The sequence below is a fragment of the Paenarthrobacter sp. TE3676 genome (assembly GCF_056279165.1).
Genome location: NZ_JBWBQU010000003.1, coordinates 260246 through 274997, shown reverse-complemented (window position 1 = coordinate 274997; position 14752 = coordinate 260246). Strand labels below are relative to the sequence as shown.

At 60.6% G+C, this 14752-nt stretch carries 16 protein-coding genes; 8 read left to right on the top strand and 8 right to left on the bottom strand.

The features are described from left to right. Nucleotides 1–4: 4 nt before the first annotated feature. The 3 genes from ACZ881_RS08885 to ACZ881_RS08875 are packed head-to-tail and all read right to left on the bottom strand — an operon-like array spanning nt 5 to nt 3445. The gene (locus tag ACZ881_RS08885; RefSeq protein WP_476114364.1) at nt 5–1309 is read right to left on the bottom strand and encodes an MFS transporter; all 1305 of its coding nucleotides are present in this window, start codon (nt 1307–1309) and stop codon (nt 5–7) included. A 14-nt stretch (nt 1310–1323) separates the two neighbouring features. Next, entirely contained in the window at nt 1324–2592 is a 1269-nt protein-coding gene (locus tag ACZ881_RS08880) for an amidohydrolase family protein (RefSeq protein WP_476114362.1), read from the bottom strand. A gap of 55 nt (nt 2593–2647) precedes the next feature. Further along, nucleotides 2648–3445, bottom strand: a complete 798-nt coding sequence (locus tag ACZ881_RS08875; protein WP_476114360.1) for a sulfite exporter TauE/SafE family protein — start codon at nt 3443–3445, stop codon at nt 2648–2650. 81 nt (nt 3446–3526) lie between these two features. On the opposite strand from ACZ881_RS08875, the gene ACZ881_RS08870 reads away from it, so the two are divergent. After that, entirely contained in the window at nt 3527–4186 is a 660-nt protein-coding gene (locus ACZ881_RS08870) for a GntR family transcriptional regulator (protein WP_476114357.1), read from the top strand. A gap of 83 nt (nt 4187–4269) precedes the next feature. Here ACZ881_RS08870 and ACZ881_RS08865 read toward each other — a convergent pair whose 3' ends face one another. Further along, nucleotides 4270–4767 (bottom strand): MarR family winged helix-turn-helix transcriptional regulator, encoded by a 498-nt coding sequence (locus ACZ881_RS08865; RefSeq protein WP_476114355.1) that lies wholly within the window; start codon nt 4765–4767, stop codon nt 4270–4272. Nucleotides 4768–4842: 75 nt separating this feature from the next. Here ACZ881_RS08865 and ACZ881_RS08860 point away from each other — a divergent pair, with 75 nt between their 5' ends. The 3 genes from ACZ881_RS08860 (at nt 4843) to ACZ881_RS08850 (ending at nt 7213) form a co-directional block, all read left to right on the top strand. Continuing rightward, nucleotides 4843–5751, top strand: coding sequence for an EamA family transporter (locus ACZ881_RS08860; protein ID WP_476114352.1), 909 nt, complete (start codon nt 4843–4845; stop codon nt 5749–5751). Between the two features lie 5 nt (nt 5752–5756). Beyond that, nucleotides 5757–6701, top strand: a complete 945-nt coding sequence (locus ACZ881_RS08855; protein WP_476114349.1) for an alpha/beta fold hydrolase — start codon at nt 5757–5759, stop codon at nt 6699–6701. Between the two features lie 332 nt (nt 6702–7033). Next, nucleotides 7034–7213 carry a hypothetical protein gene (locus ACZ881_RS08850; RefSeq protein WP_476114344.1) on the top strand — a complete coding sequence of 60 codons (180 nt, stop codon included), beginning with the start codon at nt 7034–7036 and terminating at the stop codon, nt 7211–7213. 44 nt (nt 7214–7257) lie between these two features. Here ACZ881_RS08850 and ACZ881_RS08845 read toward each other — a convergent pair whose 3' ends face one another. Further along, on the bottom strand, nt 7258–8508 hold the full coding sequence (locus tag ACZ881_RS08845; protein WP_476114342.1) for a TrkH family potassium uptake protein: 1251 nt from the start codon (nt 8506–8508) through the stop codon (nt 7258–7260). Nucleotides 8509–8911: 403 nt separating this feature from the next. On the opposite strand from ACZ881_RS08845, the gene ACZ881_RS08840 reads away from it, so the two are divergent. Beyond that, on the top strand, nt 8912–9238 hold the full coding sequence (locus tag ACZ881_RS08840) for an ArsR/SmtB family transcription factor (RefSeq protein ID WP_476114339.1): 327 nt from the start codon (nt 8912–8914) through the stop codon (nt 9236–9238). Further along, on the top strand, nt 9235–10002 hold the full coding sequence (locus ACZ881_RS08835) for a cation diffusion facilitator family transporter (protein ID WP_476114336.1): 768 nt from the start codon (nt 9235–9237) through the stop codon (nt 10000–10002). The genes ACZ881_RS08840 and ACZ881_RS08835 overlap by 4 nt, the downstream gene beginning before the upstream one ends. Before the next feature lie 53 nt (nt 10003–10055). Here ACZ881_RS08835 and ACZ881_RS08830 read toward each other — a convergent pair whose 3' ends face one another. Next, nucleotides 10056–10952, bottom strand: coding sequence for an alpha/beta fold hydrolase (locus ACZ881_RS08830; protein WP_476114334.1), 897 nt, complete (start codon nt 10950–10952; stop codon nt 10056–10058). A gap of 98 nt (nt 10953–11050) precedes the next feature. On the opposite strand from ACZ881_RS08830, the gene ACZ881_RS08825 reads away from it, so the two are divergent. Then, on the top strand, nt 11051–11350 hold the full coding sequence (locus ACZ881_RS08825; RefSeq protein WP_476114332.1) for a hypothetical protein: 300 nt from the start codon (nt 11051–11053) through the stop codon (nt 11348–11350). A gap of 3 nt (nt 11351–11353) precedes the next feature. Here ACZ881_RS08825 and ACZ881_RS08820 read toward each other — a convergent pair whose 3' ends face one another. Continuing rightward, on the bottom strand, nt 11354–12034 hold the full coding sequence (locus ACZ881_RS08820) for a GAF and ANTAR domain-containing protein (protein WP_476115026.1): 681 nt from the start codon (nt 12032–12034) through the stop codon (nt 11354–11356). A 310-nt stretch (nt 12035–12344) separates the two neighbouring features. On the opposite strand from ACZ881_RS08820, the gene ACZ881_RS08815 reads away from it, so the two are divergent. Beyond that, nucleotides 12345–13091, top strand: coding sequence for a phosphatase PAP2 family protein (locus ACZ881_RS08815; protein WP_476114329.1), 747 nt, complete (start codon nt 12345–12347; stop codon nt 13089–13091). On the opposite strand, the gene ACZ881_RS08810 is transcribed toward ACZ881_RS08815, so the two are convergent. Then, the gene (locus ACZ881_RS08810; protein ID WP_476114326.1) at nt 13078–14664 is read right to left on the bottom strand and encodes a molybdopterin-dependent oxidoreductase; all 1587 of its coding nucleotides are present in this window, start codon (nt 14662–14664) and stop codon (nt 13078–13080) included. The genes ACZ881_RS08815 and ACZ881_RS08810 overlap by 14 nt on opposite strands. Nucleotides 14665–14752: the final 88 nt, after the last annotated feature.

Sequence of the window (14752 nt, the reverse complement as noted above, 5' to 3'; positions counted from 1 at the left end):
GTCATTACTCCTGAATGGTGGATTGTGGGGTGGCTGTTCGATCGACGGCGGCAAGCCTGCTGAACTCCCGGTTGCGCAAGGCGAGAGCAAGAACCGCGGAGGCAATGGAGAGACCCGAGACTTGGATCAGGCCGGCCGCGCTCCATCCGACTACCCCGACGATGAGGCTGAAGACAAGTCCGGCGAAGCCTGCCGCGGTGTAGATGCAGGTTGTAAAGAGACCGGAGGCCCGTGAAGAGTGCGTCTCGTTCATGCTCTTGACGAGGGAAGCGACCAGGCCAACGTACAGTCCTGAACTCGCCACCAGACCGAAAAGAAATGACCATGTGGCCTGCCACGCCAGCGTTGCAGGACCCGTGAACAAGGCGATGCCGCACACCGCTTGGGCGATACTCAGAGCCGTTATGGCTATTTTTGGGGTCAGCCGGTCAACCAACCAACCGCCCAGGGGCGAGGCGAACGCCGCGAGCCCTGACAGGCCCATCGCGAAACCGGCGTCGGCTTGGCTGAGACCGAGGTGTTCGATCACGAAGCTGGCGTACATTCCTATGTAACCAAAGTCGATGAGGCCAAACATCATCGTGATGACTGCAAGGATGAGCGGGTTGCGGCTCAGGAAGCTTGTTGCCCCGCCAACGTAGTGGACAACCTTGTGAGCCGATTTTTGCTCGGTGAAGGAAGAACGCACGAACACGATGACAAGGACTGCCGCTACAAGACCAATGACTCCGAAGGCGATCATCGGGGCGCGCCACGAATCGTAGGCTTGGTGGAGCGCTACTCCGAGGTTCGGCCCTATCAGGGCGCCCGTGGCGAAAGCGACATTGACTGAGCCGATGGCGACGCCTCGGTGCCGTGGGAATGCATGTGTAGCAACGGTCAGAATTGCGACGAGTTGCAGGGCTTCCCCAACTCCACTGAGGACTCGCCATGCCAGCATGTCCCAGAAACCGAAACTGACAACGGTGAGTATGGTCGCCACCGAGAAGAGAACAGTCCCTGCCACAAGGACATATTTGCGGTTCACTTTCCGGAGGGCGATGCCGGCCGGGATGCCCGTGAGTCCCATCCCCAGGGCGAACAAGGTGGATTGCAACCCCGCTTCCGGTAACCCGAACTTGTACTCGGATCGGACTTCGCTCAGGAGGACGGGAAAGACCATACGGTCCATTGCGTTGACCGAATATGCGATCAGAATGAGTACGAACATGAGCAGTGCCGCTTTGGAACCCGAGAGTCCCTTGGCTGGTTGACCTGCATCCGGTGGCCGTTGCGTGGGTAGGGGTTGGGAGGAGTTCTGGCTGATCATCGTTGATTACCTTCCTATGTGAGTGTGGTTTGGTCGCCCCAGGTTCCGGCGGCACGAGCCCGCCGGACCAGATCGTCGCGTCGCTCGTCTGCGCTTTGGATCGCGTGGCGGGCTGACGGTTGCACGAGCTTGCCGTCCTGTAGCAGGATTCGGCCGTCCCCAATGACCGTCTGGATCGCGCTGGACATACCGTTGTAGATAAGGCTTTCCACCGGGTCTCCGCTCGGAAGCATTGATGTGTGGTTCTTGTCGATCACGATCAGGTCAGCCCGCTTACCGGGACGGAGGGAACCGGTGATGTGTTCAATACCGAGATCGCGTGCTGCACGAATGGTGGCCATCTCCAAGGCGATTCGAGGGGTCAAGGTTGCACGTCCAGTGCGGGCGTGCTCCACCGAGACCAGTGCGCGAAGGGTGGCGAGGATGTCGGCATTTGCCGGCATCGCGAGCGTATCGATCGAGAGAGAGGTCAGCGCGCCGGACTCCAAAAACTCTGTGACAAGCGGGAAACCCATGGTCCGCATCTCAGATAAAGGACTGACCGAAATGCTTGTGCCGGTTCGTGCAACCGCCGCGATATCGTCCGGTGAAGCGTGAACAGCATGGACGATCTGCACATCCGGCCCGAGCAAGCCCTCCCGCTCGAGCCTCGTCAGACCGCACGACTGACATCCGGGTTCCCGCATGCACCGGTCGCAGTGCATGGTGATAGGCATTTCGCGTTCGCGTGCCGACCGCCACTCAAAGTCGGAAAGTTCGGTCGAGGTACGGTAGGGGCCTCTCAACGCAACGCCGAAGTGGATTCGGTCGTCCAGCCGCTGCCCCGTCCACCGCGTCCTGGCCGCGTCCAGCCCGGCGAAATCCATGGGCTCGTCGGCGGCCGAAGAGTCCCGAGGTCCGTAGGAGAACCGCCCACGTAGTCCCGAATCGAGTTGGGCCTGGATGTTGGCATCCACGTCCTCGGCACCACGGACGTTGTGGTCCCAGTTGTGCACAGTGGTAATGCCGTTCTGGACAGCCTCAGCGAGGGCAAACCGTGCCGACCAGTAGAAATCGTCGGTACGGAGATGCGGTGCCAGCCCGCGTTTGACCGAAAAGTAGTCCCGCCCTGGAGCGTCGCCTACGGTGCCGCGGAGCAAGGAATTCCATAAGTGCCAGTGCGTATCGACGAAGCCGGGCAGCACGAGGCTACCGGAAGCGTCAATGACCTCCACTAAGTCCGGGATGGGAAGGCGGGGTCCTATCGCTTCGATGGAGCCATCGCGGATCAGAATGTCCGCCACGCCCTCCGGGACATGTGAATCGAGAGACAGAACGTAGGCATTCTGAAGGAGCAAATTAGAGCGTTGAGGAAGCATGATCCACCCAAAGGACGACGAATATGACAAGGCCGAAAATGACAACACACCGCCGCAGGAGTTCGGAGGGTAGGCGCCGGCCAAGCACAGCGCCCAGCCATCCACCGAACAACCCCGCTACGGCAATCACGAGCGCCGCAGGCCATGCGACGGTCGCGAAGATTGCAAAGAACACAAGCGATACCGCGCTTGCCACGGCCGACAGCACGCTTTTGAGCGCGTTGAGTCTAGGAAGTCGATCATCGAGGGCCACTCCGAGGACCCCGAGCATCATGATTCCAAGGCCAGCATTGAAATAACCGCCATAGGCGGCAACGCCCAACTGCCCGAGTCCCGGCCAACGGAGCCGTTCATCCATTGGCACACCTGATGCACGGTCCTGCGTCACCCCGCTGCCGGCAGCGGAAAGCTTGGCTATCCACGGTTGGGCAGCCAGTAACAGGGTGGACCCGAGCACCAACCAAGGAACCACAGCTACGAAGGTAGATTCGGGCCCGAGCAGTAGAAGGGCAGACCCCAGAAGCGCCCCAGCGACAGTAACCGACCCCAGTACCAGGACCCGGCGCAACTGACCGGACAGTTCCCGGCGGTAACCCCAGGCGCCACCCACATAACCCGGAAGTGCAGAAACCGTATTGATGACGTTGGCCGAGACCGGCGGGTAGCCGAGAGCGAGCAGGGCAGGGAAAGTCACCAGGGAACCTCCGCCTGCAACTGCGTTGATTGCCCCGGCAGCGGCTCCAGCCAGGGCCAACAGCAATACCGATGTAACTTCCATATCTTTCACCTCCAGAACTGAATGTACGCAGTGTATGCAATGAATGCAATAGCGAGTTTGCATGCGATGTATGCTGAGTTCATGACTGGGGACACTGGAGCTACAGGATCAACACGTTCGGCCTACGACATCATTTGGTCGCGATTCCTTGATGGCACCTACACTGCGGGGAATCGGCTGCCGGAAGCTGCCTTGGCGGATGAACTGGGAATCAGTCGCACTCCCATTCGCGAGGCCCTCAGTCGCATGCTGGCGGAAGGCCTGGTTACTCCCGCGGCCCGCGGCGTCGTAGTTTCCGGACTGGATCACGAGGCCATGCGTCGATTATTCGACTTGAGACGGAACCTCGAAGGATTCGCTGCCGAACTTACTGCCACACGAGCTCGAGACGGTCTCATCGCTCCCGCCTGGTTCACCAGCCTTCGAGACGCAGCCCGCGAGTTTGCGGAAGCGGTGGAGAGCGGCGACGCCCGCACCTCCAGCAGGCTCAACATGCGATTCCACGACCTGATCGTGGATGCAAGCGGCAATGAATTCCTGGCGGAGGCGCACCGAAGGGCCATTGCGCGACTTGCAGTGTCAACAGCCCTGAACCTGGAGCATGATGACTGGGCCAAAGAAGCAGCCAGACAGCACGAAGACATCGCCAGCGCGATCGCAGCTGGTGACGTCGCGACGGCCAGGAACCTCTCCGAGGCTCACATCCGCGACGCGCAACGCGTCTTCGATGAACCCAAATAATGCGCCGGGACTCCGAGCCGAGCGCGGAATCGAAGGTACGCGAGTTGAGGCACGAGAGTAACGGCTAGGCTACTTACTGGCTTTCAGCTGACATCCGATTCAGCCCCGGCGTCGAGTTTGGCCAACAGTGTTGCGAGTACTTCGCGCTCGGCGCCATCCAGGTTTCGCAGCAACGCATGCTCCGCCTGCACATGGGTCGACAGGGCGCCGTCGATAATGTCCTTGCCCCTCTCGGTGAGCTGCACCTTCTTTTTTCGCCCGTCAACGATGCTGGAAGCGCGTCGTACCAAACCTTCCTTTTCAAGCTTGTTCAGCCTCTGTGCCGTGGCACTGGTGGTCACCATCGAGCTTCCAGACAGTTCCTTGGGACTGAGAACAAAAGGTGGCCCCGATCGACGCAACGAGGCCAGGACGTCGAAGCTGGCCGAATCCAAGCCATGCTCTGCAAAGGAGCGTGACAGCCGCTCATCGAATCTCTTTACAACGCGCGCCAACCTGCCAATCACAGCCATCGGGGACACGTCGAGGTCCGGGCGCTCCCGGCCCCACTGCTTGAGGATGAGCTCCACTGGATCGTTCATGGACCCAGACTAGCAATTTGCTAAGCGCTTAGCTATGTTTGCTAAGTGCTTAGCAATAAATGGATTGTTCTTCTCGTGACCGCTCTAGCGCCCGCCATATGGGGTACCACCTATCTGGTGACGGCGCAGTTCCTGCCTCCCGAGCGGCCGCTGCTTGCTGCCGTCCTCCGCTCGCTACCTGCTGGCCTTCTGCTGTTGCTCTTCGTAAGACGACTGCCGTCTCGAGCCTGGTGGTGGAAAGCGCTGGTGTTGGGAGCTTTGAACATCGGCATCTTTTTTGCCCTGCTTTTCATCGCCGCGTACCGGCTGCCAGGTGGGGTGGCAGCCACGATCGGCGCAGTCCAGCCCCTTCTTGTTTCCGTCTTCGCAGCATGGTGGATCGGCGAAAGGCTCTCAACGAAAAAGGTGGCACTTGGTGCTGCCGGACTGGGAGGGGTTGCACTGCTGGTCCTTCAAGCCGACGCGCGGTTGGATGCCTTGGGTGTGTTCTGCGCACTGGGCGGCGCGGTAGCAATGGCCGCCGGGGTGGTGCTGAGCAAAAAGTGGGGGCAGCCAGACACCCTTCTGGCAACCACCTCATGGCAGCTGATTGGTGGAGGAATCATCCTGGCACCCCTGGCCTTGATGATCGAAGGCCCTCTCCCAGAGTCCTTCACACCCGCCAATGTCCTTGGCTATCTGTATTTGGGAATCTTTGGGACCGCGTTCGCCTATTCGATCTGGTTCCGCGGAGTCCACCGAATGCCCGCATCAACCACCGCGCTGCTCGGCCTCCTGAGTCCACTGGTTGCCGTCGGTACTGGCTGGATTGTGCTGCATGAGAATCTTGCCCCGGGCCAGCTCGTGGGAGCGGCAATCGTCCTCGCCACGCTGATTGTCGCCGGCGCAAGTCTTCGAAGCAAGGACGGAACCTCCCCCAGACATCGCATCGTCGATTATTTGGTCACCTCGCGAGCCAATCAACGTTCCTCTCATCTGAAATGAGCCCTATGCGGAAGTTACGCCGAGCCACTCTCACCACACTCGCTATTGCCGCGGCGATCCCACTGCTCTTCCTGGGGACGACAGCCACAGTTAACGCCGTTGCGACCAACACGGAAGCGGCGGAGATCACCTCATATGGGCAATTGGTTCCAGTTGATGGCAAGAACATGAACGTTGTGGTCAGCGGCGAAGGAAATGAAACGATAGTCCTGCTGCCCGGCCTCGGCACCGCCGCGCCGGGACTGGACTTTCAGCCGCTGATCCAAGAACTTGCAGCCCAATATCGCGTCATTGCCGTAGAGCCCTTCGGCACCGGTCTTAGTGATCAGACCGGGACCGAGCGCACCGCCGCGAACATCGTGCGCGAGGTTCACGAGGCGCTCCAGTACCTGGAAACTGATCGCTATGTACTGATGGGTCACTCGATGGCCGGTATCTATTCCCTCGCCTACAGCGCAGCCTATCCCGATGAGGTCTCAGCCTTCGTCGGCATCGACACCAGCGTCCCCAACCAACCAGGTTGGAACGAACGGGTCCCCACGGAAGCGATAAAGGTCCTAAAGGAGCTCGGGATCACCCGCCTCATCACATCAATTACCGACGACCCCTACGCGGGAGGACCTTATGACGAGAAATCCAGGAAGCAACTGAATCTGCTTAACACCAAGAACGCAGCCGCGCCTACACTGCTGAATGAGATAGACAACGCGCCCACGAACTTCGATGCAGTCAGTGGGACGACCTTTCGCGAGGAACTCCCGGTGCTGCTCATAGTCCGTACCAAAAACATCGACGTCGAGGGTTGGGTTGACTTGCACCAACGACAGGCCAGCAGCGTGAACAACGGTCGCATGATCACCCTCAACGGCGAACATTACCTCCACCGCACACATTCGCGCCCGATCGCCCAAGCTACAGCGTCGTTTCTCAGCGCCTCGCTGACGAAGTAGCCCCCGACGTCGTCATCATGGACATTCGTTCGACGGAACTCGACGGGTGCCGACTTGTTAGGGCGAGGGGCCGGACAACTGTATTTGGGTACCTTGTCCGGCCCCGGCCCGCGGTTCGTACAACCACCAAATATTGGGGGTTTATTGGCGGTCGTTCCTGAGCCGCTGTATTCAGTAAAGACCTCTGGGTACTGCCGGAGCACGAGTAGTCGGTACTCGTTTTTCATCCCTATCCGAGAGCCCTCTACTTGCTGCGAGGGCTCTTTTCCTTGATTTTTCGCGGGCTGAATGTCGGAACACTCTGTCGACGTTGCGATGGATAGACTTCGCTCATGCAGGCTCTGGTTCTGATGGGCTTTGTCCTTGTGACGGCCGTGATGTGGGTGGGAGTCATCATGATGATGCTCATTGGGCTGTACCGGTCAGAACACCGTGGCGGCCGGGAAGCCCCTGACTCCGCGCAGGAGAAGGACCGGGAGAAAAGCGAGGCGTCCAAGAGTGGGCGCCCCTGAATTGCGGTGTGACCTCTAGCGCTTCGTTTGTCCTTTTGAAAGTTTCATCCGATGATGGGCCGTTCTTCGGGCAGCATGAACAGCCGGGGCCTGGAGGCCAGGGCGATGGCGGAAGCAACCGTGACCGTTCCGATTCGGCCGGCGAACATCAAGGCCATGAGTACCCACTCTGCAGTGGGTGGAAGGTTGTACGTGATTCCCGTGCTCAGGCCAACCGTTCCGAAGGCAGAGATGGTTTCGAAGAGTACTTTCTCCAGGCTGTAGTCGGTGGACATGAGGAGCAGCAGTGTCCCCAGGATGACCGCCCCGACCCCCAGCAGGGCGACGGTGAGAGCCTGGCGTTGAGTGGAGGAGCTGATGGAACGGTGTGCGATGGTGACTTGCTCGCGGCCACGGACTTCGTTCCAAATTGCGAAGCCCAGAACCAAAAAGGTGGTGATCTTGATACCGCCGGCCGTTCCTGCGCTTCCGCCGCCGATGAACATCAGTACGTTGGTGATCATCAGTGTCTCCGGGGTGGCTACCCCGTAGTCGATGCTGTTGAAACCTGCCGTTCGCGGGAACACGCCGCCTGCCAACGAGCCCAGTATTTTCCCGCCAAAGCTCAGCGGCCCAAGGGTTTCTGCACGGTTCCACTCAAAGGCAGCAAACAGAACTACACCCAATGTCAGCAGAATCAATGAACCAAAAATGGTCAAGCGGAGGTGAATCGTCCAATTCTTGAACTTTGGACGGTCCCTAAACAATTGGATGATCACCGGGAACCCGAGTCCTCCGGCGATGATGGCGGCGCAGATGGGGACGATGATCCATGGGTCTTCCGCGAAGCCGATGAGGTTATCGCTGTATAGGGCAAAGCCCGCGTTGTTGAATGCGGAGACGGCGTGGAAAACGCCGTGCCATAGAGCCGTACCGGGGTTGTCGTCATACGCCACCCAAAAGCGTGCTGTCAGGATAAGGGCCGTGATCGCCTCAAAGACAGCCATAATCTTCACCACCCTGAAAAGCACAGACTTGACGTCACCGAAGTTCAGCGTGTGGGTTTCGGACTGGGCCACGAGCTGGCCTCGCAGGCCGATGGTCTTGCGGACGAACAAAGCCAGCAGGGTTGCCAGGGACATGATCCCGAAACCTCCCACCTGAATGAGCCCCAGAATCACCGCGTGCCCGAACGGGGTCCAGTAGGTAGCTGTATCCACAGTGATAAGACCGGTGACGCAGACAGACGAAACGGCGGTGAAGAACGCCGTGGTGACGATGTCTTCGCCCTCGCCTGTCCGAGATATTGGCAGCATCAATATTCCCGCACCAACGATGATCACGGCCAGGAACGCCAGTGCACTAAACGGACTGGGTGCAGCAGCGCTGCCTTCAGGCGATCCCCTTCGTGGCCGAGGGCCTGCAGAACCGGGTTGCGGCGGATCACGGGGCGTTCAGACGAAGGCAATCCTTCCGGCGCGCGAGTCATGCGGCATGCACCCAAGGATGCTTATCCACAAGATCCCCTTCCGCGCAGCTCGTCACCACAACCCGTGCCGAAATTAGCACCGATGAGGAGGCAGCAGTCGGGAATCGGAGATTTCTTGACGAATCCTTAACGCCAGCTTCCACGCCGGTGGAACCGCCCTGAACAAGCAACCGCCATGGCCGAATAGTACAGTCTTGGATGAATACAGACCCGGGTGTATTATCCTGGGCATGGAAGCCCTTACGCATGCGCCTGTGCTGGCCCGCTTCGGTTACGCGATCTCAGATCCCACGCGCGCCCGAGTTCTCTTGGCGCTCGCAGAGTCTGCGTCATATCCATCTGACTTGGCGGACGCTATTGGTGTCTCCCGCCAGAGCATGTCCAACCACCTCACCTGTTTGCGCGGGTGTGGTTTGGTAGTTGCTGTCCCGGACGGCCGACGGACCCGGTACGAGCTTGCCGATGCACGGCTGGGCCACGCGATCAAGGACTTGGTGGGCGTGGTCCTCGCCGTCGACCCGGCTTGCTGCGCACCCGACGGGACATGCCTGACATGAGCACCGCACTGACGCTTACGGCCCCGGAGCGTCGACTGATACTCATGCGGCGCATCAGACTGTTTGCAGCCGCGACCATCAGCTACAACGTCATCGAGGCTTTTGTTGCATTGTGGGCGGGCGGTGTTGCAGACTCCTCCGCGCTCATCGGCTTTGGACTGGACTCGATCATCGAAGTCACTTCCGCTTTGGCGCTCTCCTGGCAGTTCGCGAGTAAAGCTCCGGAACGACGCGAGCACCTCACACTGCGGATTATTGCCATCTCCTTCTTCGCCCTCGCCGCGTTCGTGACCTTCGATGCCATCCGTTCGCTCACAGGAGCAGGTGAAGCGCAGCATTCCACCCCCGGCATTGTCATTGCTGCCATGAGCCTGGCAATCATGCCTGTCCTGTCATGGGCACAGCGCCGGGCGGGACGAGAGCTCGGCTCCAAGACCGCCGTCGCCGATTCCAAACAGACTCTGCTCTGCACCTATCTCTCGGCCGTCCTGCTGATTGGCTTGGTTTTGAACAGCACGCTGGGCTGGTGGTGGGCCGACGCCGGCGCGGCACTGGTCATCGCAGGCATCGCTGTCCGGGAAGGCATCAACGCTTGGCGCGGCGACACTTGCTGTGCACCCATCAAGGAGCCCTCATCGTCATCAACCATCACGGTCACTGTGAACACTAAGGATGCAGACGCGACACCAGCAGATGCCTGCTGCGCGGGATGTCGGCCAGAGGCCTCTGCTGTAGTTCTTGGAAGGAAGCCCGACGGCGGGTAGGTGGAGTAAGTTCGCTGGCGGCAGCAACGCCGTCGTACGCGTTACCTGTTTACTCAAGGAAGCGCGGCCAGAAGGTCGGCGACGGCGTTGGCGAACGCCCACGGCGCCTCCTGAGGCACGTTGTGGCCTATTCCCGATAGCCTGCGGATTTCGAAAGGACCGGTGAAATGCTGCCTATCCCGCTCAGAGTCGTCTGGCCCGAACCCGTCGGCCAGAGCGTCAAGCGAAATGGTTGGCACCCTGATGGGCGGCGAATTAGCGAGAAATGCTTCGAGCTCGCTAAATCGATCGTCGCCAACCGCGGCACGATGGCGATGTCGATAGGAATGTACCGCGACATCAACGAAGTCGGGGTTGTGCAGGCTGGGACTGCTGGAGGTGAACGCATGGCCAGCCTCAGTCCATTCCGGTGACCACAATTGCCAGAGCAGGCGGCACAATTCGTCGCGGTTTGCCTGGAGTCCGGCGCGTCCGCGATCGGTGTTGAAGTACCACTGGTACCAGTCCCGATACTCGTCCAGCGGGGCCGCCGGCTCGACCGACGCGGCGATGTCCTGGATTGCGTAGCCCCCGACAGTCACGAGACCGGCTATGCCTTGGGGGCGCACAGCTGCGGCAATGCAGGCCGCCCGGCCGCCCCAGTCATACCCGGCGACCACTGGGCGCTGCAGTTCGAGGGCGTCGATGAGATCGATCAGATCTTGTCCGATGGCCGCTTGTTGGCCGGAGCGAAGCGTCGTGGCCTCACGGAACCGGGTGGGACCGTAGCCGCGTAGGTACGGAGTTATGGTGCGGATCCCCCGCTCCGCCAGCACGGGGACAACGGCCTCGAAGCTGAGCACGTCGTACGGGAAGCCGTGGAGGAGTACCGCGACTGGTCCGTCCGCCGGGCCATTGTCGTAGTATGCAATCTCGAGGTCATCGGTCATCGCGGTGCGCAGTTCGCCCATGGTCATAGTCCAGTGAACCATTCATGGACCGCGGAACCGCGCCACAACGGCGGGGCTCTACGGATGCACAGCCAACTAAACGTGGGAGGAAGCTCAGCATGGGCAACGAGCTCGTAGTCTTACTGCAGGGCCAGGAGAGTCCCTTGCAGCCAAACTTTGGATTGATGGCTCTGTCGGCACTACCGAGCGTCATCCTCGGGATCGCAGTGCTCGCGACGCTCTTACTTGCAGTCACGGACCGCGCGTTATCAGGATGGGCGCGCGTTGGATGGGCCGTACTGATAGTCGCGCTGCCAGTCCTGGGAGCCGCCGTGTACCTCGTTCTGCGTGGTCGGCAACGCTTCGCCAAACCACTCGGCCCCGAGAAACTGACCGAGCCGCGTCCTGTGGATCGATAAGCCTCATGTCCGGGTCACTGGACGCTTTGGATGAGAAGCCCCACCCCTGGCGGGACTAGTTTGCTGATGGCCCACGCCGTCAACCAATGCAGCTGCCAGGTCATGCAACTTCTGGTTCCTGTCACTTGATGCTTTGCGCAAAATGGCGAAGGCCTCATCTTGCGTGCACCTGTTCTGAGAGATGATCACACCACAGGCGGTGTCGATGACGGATCGGCTTTTAATGGCAGCATCAAGATGTTCGGCAAGCTCATTCAGACTCGTTATCCGGAGCGCCACGCGGAGTGCTTTGCTCGCCAGATCCGAGAAGGTCAGAGCCTCGGCGACTACATCCCGGGTGAAGCTTCCCGGGGCCGTGGAAAAGAAAGTCAGCGCGGCACTGCCGTCCTGGGCCAGTGCCAGGGGCACACCCAGGGCGCTATGCATACCGGCCGCATTCAGCGCGCCCCTGTAATCAGGCCACTGGGGAGATTCGTGGGCATCATCAAGAAGGACCGGATGGCCGTTGACCAGCGCATCAATGCAGGGCCCCTCCCCCAGCGTTTGCTCAATGCGCTCCAACACCATGGCCTTGTCCGTGCTGCCGCCGATGGTCCCGGGCCGCTTGTGCCGGCCTAGGGTCACCGCGCATTCAACACGCGTACCAGCCGAACGGGAGACCACCGTGGCCGCGAGGCAAGCCATCCCATCAAGAAAAGCTTTGATGTCCTCTGTTTCGACAATCAGATCACTTAGCTGCTCAAAGTCTGCAGACCAAGCAGCGGCAGTCGTATTCTCCAACTCCACACCTCACCATCACCATCACGGCCAACAGGACAGTACCCGACGCACTCGGGTCATTCGGCATGCAGTAAACTCTCGGCAGCAATGTAGCAAAGAAACATGGTTTTCGATATATGCGATGGCCCCCAACGGAGAGGCCGATTGCGCACTCACGGACAACAGTCGAAAGCTCTCCGTTGACGCGGCAACCTTGCCGCCCTGACACTGAGCCATGGCTAGCAAACAAACCGGCTGGTGGGGTGTCTTTCACGAGAAATTCGTCGTGGAAGAGCGCTACGTTGAACCCCATGCCAGAAGAGCCCTGTACCGGACCGCAGCACTCTTGGCCATCACAGGCTCGGCGGTATTCCTTGCAGCCCTCATCGGTGTCCTGAACAACGACGGGCTGGCCAGCGCCGATAGCACGGCACGAGAGTGGCTCTTGAGTGTTCGTACGGAAACGCTGACTGTGTTGATGATCATTCTCGCCGTCATCTTCGGTCCAGTAGCGCTGCCCATCATCGTCCTGATCGTCACTGTGACGTGGGGCGTCCTGGCCAAGCACGCCTGGCGTCCGACGCTCCTTGCGGCCGCGATGCTGACGGGCGTGGGGCTGGCCCAGCTTGTGGGTAGGTCCGTGAGACGACAGCGGCCACCTGTTGACCTCATGTTGTTCGGCGTCGACTACACATACTCGTTTCCCTCGGGGCATGTCCTCGGAGCCTCTGACGTCCTGCTGGTCACTACCTTCCTGGTCTTCTCACGGCACCGGAACCCCAAGGCCACCGTCCTCAGTTTTGTCGTCGCTATCATCGGCGTTTTTCTGGCGGCAGTCAGCCGGCTCTATCTGGGCTATCACTGGGCCAGCGACGCAGTGGCGTCGGTGTCACTGTCACTTATCGTGCTCAGTGCAGTCATTGCAGTGGACACCTGGCGAACCGTCCGTATCCCTGGCGAACAACCAACTACTCCACAGTGACCATCACCGACGGCCAGCCCGAGGCTCCGTCAGGCACCGGATCGGCACGCTTGTCCGTCTGGGTTTCGCCGGTTCCGTCGGTGGCCCGGGCCTTGACGTAGTGGATGCCGGGCGTGGCGTCCCATTCGTAGGACCACTGGCGCCAGGTGATCACGGAAGCTTCGTCTGAAAGCGTTGCTTCCACCCAATCGCCGTCGTCGATCTGGACTTCCACCTTGGTTATTCCCCGCGTCTGCGCCCATGCGGTGCCGCCCACGGCGACCTTCCCCGCCGGCATTTTCGCAAACGACGCGGGTACGTCCACGCGTGCCATGGTCTTGATGGGGCCACGCTCCGACCAGCCGCGCTCGGTCCAGTAAGCCTTGCTGTCCGCGAAGCGGGTGACCTCCAAGTCCACCACCCACTTGGTGGCAGAGACGAAGCCGTACAGCCCAGGAACCACCATCCGCACGGGGAACCCATGCTCCACAGGAAGCGGCTCATCGTTCATGCCAATGGCCAGCATGGCGTCGCGGTCATCCTGCAGGACCTCCAACGGAGTGGAGGCGCTGAAGCCGTCAATCGACCTTGAGAGCACCATGTCCGCGCCCTCTTTGGGTTTCGCTCTGGCCAGGACATCGCGGATGGGAAGGCCCAGCCACTTGGCGTTTCCCACCAGCTTTCCGCTCACCGGGTTCGATACGCAGGTGAGGGTGACGTGCGATTCGATCAGATCGGCGTCGAGCAGGTCCTGGAAGGTGAGGGTGACCTCCTGCTCAACCATTCCGTGCACCCGCAGTTCCCAATCATCGATGTTGATTTCGGGGACGCTCAGGGCCGTATCAATGCGGTAGAACTCACTGTTCGGCGTCAGCCAGGAGGTAACTCCGGCAACCGGGGACTGGACGCCCGACGGTACCGCGGCCGCAGCCCTAGCCGGCGCCGGCAGCCTGAGGGCATCCCGGGCTTGGGCTATATTGTTGCGCGCGGCACCCAGCAGCCGCCCACCGGTCGCCGCGATTCCGGCGGCCACCGCTGTAATCCCGGCAGCAGCAAAGAAGCGACGGCGGCTGGTGCCGATGCCACCAACCTGATCTTCGACGTCGGCCGCTATGTCAGCGGGAGCTTCCGGCCAGGCCTTCAACCCCCACAACGGCACCATAAGGCGCCGCAGGGCTACGAGGCCGGCGATGGTTCCCACCACGGAAGGGATCGCATCGGCGGGTCCCACCCCGGCGCGCGTCAGGACTGAGGCCACAATCACTACGCCCATGAACAGCACGCCCAGGACACCAAGAGCCCACTTCCGGTAAGCCACTACGCCCAATACGCAAGCGAGCAGTGCGATGGTCAAGCCCATGCCTACGAACAGCGCAGCCTTGTCGTTGGTACCGAACGTGGCGATCGCGAAGTCCTTCATCCACGACGGCGTGAAGTCGATGAACGTGGATCCCAGCGCAAACACCGGGGTTGCCCTGGCAGTGAAGAATGCGCCGATCAGCTCTGCAACGGCAAGAACGACGGCGGCCGACACCACGCCTGCCAGTGCGGCCATCATGGTGGGGCCTTTAGCCCGGGTTCCGAGGTTTGTCATGTGAATGGTTCGTAGCGGGCGGGAGCAGGGATTGGTCATTCAGATTCATCTAGGGATGGTCGACAACCGGAGTGGTGCTTGCCCGTGC

What these genes read in the sequence shown, in the direction of transcription:
- ACZ881_RS08815 (WP_476114329.1), top strand. Translation starts at nt 12,345, where the DNA reads ATGGCTAGCAAACAAACCGGCTGGTGGGGTGTCTTTCACGAGAAATTC.
- ACZ881_RS08820 (WP_476115026.1), bottom strand. Translation starts at nt 12,034, where the DNA reads ATGGCTTGCCTCGCGGCCACGGTGGTCTCCCGTTCGGCTGGTACGCGT.
- ACZ881_RS08825 (WP_476114332.1), top strand. Translation starts at nt 11,051, where the DNA reads ATGGGCAACGAGCTCGTAGTCTTACTGCAGGGCCAGGAGAGTCCCTTG.
- ACZ881_RS08850 (WP_476114344.1), top strand. Translation starts at nt 7,034, where the DNA reads ATGCAGGCTCTGGTTCTGATGGGCTTTGTCCTTGTGACGGCCGTGATG.
- ACZ881_RS08875 (WP_476114360.1), bottom strand. Translation starts at nt 3,445, where the DNA reads ATGGAAGTTACATCGGTATTGCTGTTGGCCCTGGCTGGAGCCGCTGCC.
- ACZ881_RS08865 (WP_476114355.1), bottom strand. Translation starts at nt 4,767, where the DNA reads ATGAACGATCCAGTGGAGCTCATCCTCAAGCAGTGGGGCCGGGAGCGC.
- ACZ881_RS08840 (WP_476114339.1), top strand. Translation starts at nt 8,912, where the DNA reads ATGGAAGCCCTTACGCATGCGCCTGTGCTGGCCCGCTTCGGTTACGCG.
- ACZ881_RS08835 (WP_476114336.1), top strand. Translation starts at nt 9,235, where the DNA reads ATGAGCACCGCACTGACGCTTACGGCCCCGGAGCGTCGACTGATACTC.
- ACZ881_RS08830 (WP_476114334.1), bottom strand. Translation starts at nt 10,952, where the DNA reads ATGGGCGAACTGCGCACCGCGATGACCGATGACCTCGAGATTGCATAC.
- ACZ881_RS08870 (WP_476114357.1), top strand. Translation starts at nt 3,527, where the DNA reads ATGACTGGGGACACTGGAGCTACAGGATCAACACGTTCGGCCTACGAC.
- ACZ881_RS08845 (WP_476114342.1), bottom strand. Translation starts at nt 8,508, where the DNA reads ATGCTGCCAATATCTCGGACAGGCGAGGGCGAAGACATCGTCACCACG.
- ACZ881_RS08885 (WP_476114364.1), bottom strand. Translation starts at nt 1,309, where the DNA reads ATGATCAGCCAGAACTCCTCCCAACCCCTACCCACGCAACGGCCACCG.
- ACZ881_RS08810 (WP_476114326.1), bottom strand. Translation starts at nt 14,664, where the DNA reads ATGACAAACCTCGGAACCCGGGCTAAAGGCCCCACCATGATGGCCGCA.
- ACZ881_RS08855 (WP_476114349.1), top strand. Translation starts at nt 5,757, where the DNA reads ATGCGGAAGTTACGCCGAGCCACTCTCACCACACTCGCTATTGCCGCG.